The 4,879-nt window shown below is 41.4% G+C and carries 2 protein-coding genes; both read right to left on the minus strand.

The genetic code is table 11. The annotated features are described in order from the left end of the window. Positions 1-48: 48 nt before the first annotated feature. Positions 49-2,610, minus strand: coding sequence for a DUF6990 domain-containing protein (locus tag PVV57_RS09550; RefSeq protein WP_273783974.1), 2,562 nt, complete (start codon positions 2,608-2,610; stop codon positions 49-51). A 6-nt stretch (positions 2,611-2,616) separates the two neighbouring features. Further along, positions 2,617-4,879, minus strand: a 2,263-nt coding sequence (locus PVV57_RS09555; RefSeq protein ID WP_273783973.1) for a DUF637 domain-containing protein, incomplete at its 5' end; no start/stop codon positions are given.

The raw sequence follows: 4,879 nt of genomic DNA on the forward strand, positions 1-4,879 counted from the left end.
TCTTTGTTCTAAATCAGCTTAATAAACTCTCCTTCCAAAAGAGCGAGGTTATTCCTCACTAGAAAACTCTGAGTGATTGTCAAAATCCTTTGCTACGCGTTCAATTAAAGCATAGCTGAGTTGTTTGGTTTTTGACACCTCTTTGGCTAAAGCTATTGCCCGTTCAAGGTGAGTTTCGTTGATGCTGTCGTCAAAGCCTAGATGATCTCCTACTGCAAAACTTTGCTGATAAAAATGCAAGGTCTCAACATCACCCAACAAAGCAAGAGCGCCAAGATGAAGCAAAGCATAATCCGTATCATCTCCCTTATCCGTTGCATCCTGTTGCCAAGGAGCTAGACCATAATCAGAGCGGAGCTTTTCAGAAAGATCAATAGCAGTTACTGACCATTCTAGCGCATCATCAAGCGCCTGTGTTAAACGATCCGCAGTGACTTCTGGTTCAAAGATTTCCAGTCCCTTGGCTTCAAAATTAAGTTGTATATCTGGGATATCTTCCGTGTGGGTAGGATTAATGAATTTGCAAGCTGAAGCCAAAATGCCCGTGCTAATCAAAAAGGCGCTATCAAATTGCGGACAATCTTTAGCAATTTCGTCATTATACAGAATGTCTACTTCACGATCCGCCAATTGATAGCTTGCTATATAGTCATCTTCATTGATTTTCTCAGTTGACCAACCTAAACTTTTTAAAAGTTCATGAGCACTTTCCATAGTCAATGGAGCATCTTTATCATCTGTTTCAGCTACCTCTTCATTTTCACTAGCAGGTGATGTTTTGGAGACATCAGATGCTGTTTGCGGTTCCAAGCTTAAAATCGGAGCGTTTTTGGGAAAACCCGTTCGATATCGTCGGGCAAGAGTAAGAGCGTTGTCAATATCATATTTTGTGATATAGTCTACAAAGTCTAAACGGTTCTTTGCTCTGAAACTTTCCTTATAAAATTTGAGCTTTTCAATATCACCAATCAGAACAAGTGCAACAAAGTGGCGTAGCACAAGATTAAGTTCGCTATTTGTTGGCAAAGCGGCATAATCATAGATAATTTGATTCACATTTTGTCGATCTGCCCATTCAAGAATATCCGCACAAATCTCCTTCAGTTTGCCTTCGTCCAATTCAGCACCAGAAACTGTATAAACTTCTTCTGCCTCTTTGAGAGCTATATATTGAGGTTTATCAGGGAATATATGCCGATGAGCAGTCGAAAAGCCAAGTGTTGAAAGTGAAGCCTTGAATGCAACGATCGGCGCCTCTTCTTCCATGTCAAGACTGTACATTATGTTGATGAGGCGGTCTTTGCCTATAAAATAAGCATTGCGCTCATAGTTTTTATCTCTATAAACTGTCCATCCCATCGCTTTTAATTGCTCAGCAATTTTATTGAAAACTTCTAAAGCATGTGAACTAAGAGGCGCATCCGCGTCCTTTCGCTCCTTGAGTATTATCAGATGCTTTTCAGCAAATTCAAAAGCGTACTTGACAGACTTTTCTACAATATTGCTTTCCAAATGCTCAGGAATCTTACCTGCCACAAATGAATTTTGATAAAATTTCAGCACATCAATCTTACCTGTTAATGCTAAACAAGCCAAATGCCAAATTATATCTGTATTGTAGTTATATTTTTGAATAAGCGTTTTACTTTCTATTGATGCTTGCAAATCTTGAGCGCGTGCCCATTTTATCATCTGCTCAGATATTTGTATCAACTCTTGCTCATTCAAGGTCTCTACACAGATATCAATTCCCTTATCAAGAATACTATCCCCCCCAATCGTGTTAAAAGACTCATAAATATCCGTAGGTCGTACGAGGTTATATTTTCCACAAAAATGAATATACCGGCAAGCTACAGAAATTTCTTCGTTAGATATTTCAGATTCAAGATGGACATTGTACTGATCATGGAGATGTACAAAGCCAAAAACTAACTTAATAAAACGATCCGGCAAAGAGAGCCACATTTTTCCAGGTTCCATAGAAACCCACCCTTGCGTTTTGAGAATGCGGCTTGCTGCAGTAAGATTCATCAAGCCCTGATTGAGCTTTTTGCGTGCGAGAATATCGTCCAATTCTCCATTTTTATAGGCTTGAGCAAAAAGAAGGAGGCGATCATACCTCGTCATTGTTTTGTAATCAGAAAATTCTGGCACGTATAATTGAGATGTAGGTTTGTAATTCCTTAAAGCTTCGGTATCGCCGAGTAGAGCCTTTGCAACGAGAGAATGATTAGCAGATTCTTCACGTAATTTTTGTTCAATATCTTGTGCTTGCGCCCAAGCTATTACCCTATTTAAAGCTTCTTCAATATGGCTTTCAGAAAGATCTGAGGCTTTAATATCAAAGTCATCTTTTGCGGAAATTAATGTATTTTTATATTGCGATTTTTCGCCATTATCATATTCCCAGCCAAGACAATAAGCAGCAGTGGTGAGATTAACAGACAATCGAAACTTTCCCCCATTCTCGCCGTAATTTACAATATCATAAAGGATGTGCACAATACGATCGGGGAGATAATAATAAGCAAACGTATCACCTACTTCATCGCGATGAGTCTCCCAGCCGCGTTTTTTTAAAATTTCTGTTGCATCTTTAGTTCGCATAGTCATTCACTTTTCTTTTAAATAGCTTGGATACCTATTGGTTTTATGGGTATATGGTTCATCTTTCAATTCTCTGCCTAACTGTTCTTTAATCCACTTTTCGTTAAATTTTTTCAATTCATCCTCCCATTGTTTTATATCTCCTTTAAAATTATCTTTAGTCTTATTCAATGCTTCTTGATACCAACCAAGCTTCTCTTTTTCTTCATTTAAATACTCTTTGTAATTAGAACCGCAAGGCGTTATTGATCCTACTTTACAATCTCCTACAAAAACTTTTTGATTTCCAGTTAGAACACCATCACCTGTTTTTATCTCTATAAATGCGAATCTACCATTCTCATCAATATAGGTAATATCAGGACGAGTTGTCGTCTCAATTAATTTTCCATTTTTCTCAATCTTGATTTTATAAGTTATTTCTTTCTTGCTTGGTGAAAATCCCTTCTGCCTTAAATCTTGTATAACTTCATCGCGTTTTTTGTCATGATGTTCCTTAGCTTTTTGAGGTCCTTCATTCTTACCTCTGTTAGTTTTTTCAGGCAGTTGAGCAATTTCTTTTTCTGCATGAATGGCGTTTATTTCAGTGCTGACCGTCCCAACTGATTGAGCGATTTCCTTTTCTGCTTTTGCAGCTGCTGCTTCAGTCTTAGCGGCGAATTTAGCCAAAGTCTTTTCGGTAAGCTTGCCAACAAGCTTTACACCTCCCTTGGCTGCTCCAGCAACTCCCGTTATTAGGGATGCTATATCCGTCAATAATTTTCCAAGTTCAACACCCGCTTTAAAGGATCCACCGGCACCGGCTCGCTCATATTCCTCCTCCATTTTATTAATACGGTCTACATAGGATTGCCCCAAGGTTTTCCCAATCGTCGACAAAATCTCACCACTGTTGAAAAAATCTTTGAGCGCTTTCAAAGTCTCTTTGGGATGTGTGGCTATTTGCAAAAAACCATCAACCGTATCGTATATTTCAGCCGGTACACCAGCAACCATACCAGCCCCAAAGCTTATATCTTGTCCTGCACTAATCGCATTCCACTTCGCAGACACTTTTGCTTGACATAAAAAGTCAAGACATTCCTTTAATTCTTTTTCCATCTGAGCTTGTTGAGCACTGCTGAGGTAGTTATTTTCTGCGGCATTGCCTGCAGCATCAGCACCGGCATCAACATTGCCACCAGCAAGGGCAGCGGCAAAGCCCCCCGCAGCACGCGCTACATCAATGGTGTGGTCTCTAAAGTCAGCAAACTGCGCATCAATCTTTGCAGTGATGCGGGCTTGCTCTTCTGCGGTTGGGGTGCGACCATTAAGATCCCCCATTTCCTCTTTCACAATGCTTTGCATCCACAGTTTAAACTGGAGCATAGCTGTGGCTTCACCTACAGCACCCCCCACAGCGCCAGCTGTACAATCACCACTCGCTGTAGCGCCAACAATACAGCCAAGACCAGCATGGGCAACAATCTGTGTGACCGTATCTATTTTGCCTTCAGCCTTGGCGGTACCAATTTCTTCCGCTAATGTCTTGCCAATTGTTCCTGACAGCGCTGTACGTAGATTGTTAAAAAAGTTTTTGTCAAGTGAACCGCCTTCAAGAGCCGTTTGAACGCCCGTGCCAATGGCGGCTTTGATCAAGTTCTTTTCCGCCTCACGGGTGATGCGATCAATCAAAGGTGCCGTTTTGGTTAAAGATTGTCCAACACCAGCCATCTCAGTTATTTGGCTGGTTAAGCCTGCTGTTAACATCGAGGAAACAATACCCAGAACATTCTTCGATGAGCCAAGCTCATGGAGTGCACCGGCAATGTTGCCGCGATTATTCACAAGAGCCACAGCACTTTTGTTAATCAATGCTTGGACACCTGCCTGTATTGCTGCATTCATGGCCGTGCTCGAACCAAGCCCCAAAGCACCAGTAATGGCACTCGCCGCTGTGGACGCTGCCCCACCCGTGACAGCCGTGACAGCCAATGCAACCAAAGCAGCACCAGCTTCTGTCAGACCTTGGGCTTTATAATCCCAGTTTTTAAATTCAGCTTTAACAGCCTGCCAATCAACTTGCTTGGCTAATTCTGGATCATCACGCAATTGCTTGATCCATGACAGTCCTGGAGAGCGTGCCAATTGCTCAAGGGATTTGTCAAAATCACCCGTTGTCTCATATTCAACAACAAAGCCATCACCTGCATCAAATTTCATGCCCCCACCAGCTTCCATGGTTACATAGTCGATACTTTCCTTCAGATAGCCTTTGTCGCCCTCACTC

Origin of the sequence: Bartonella sp. AU15XJBT, from assembly GCF_028618615.1 — a bacterium.
Taxonomy (GTDB): Bacteria; Pseudomonadota; Alphaproteobacteria; order Rhizobiales; family Rhizobiaceae; genus Bartonella.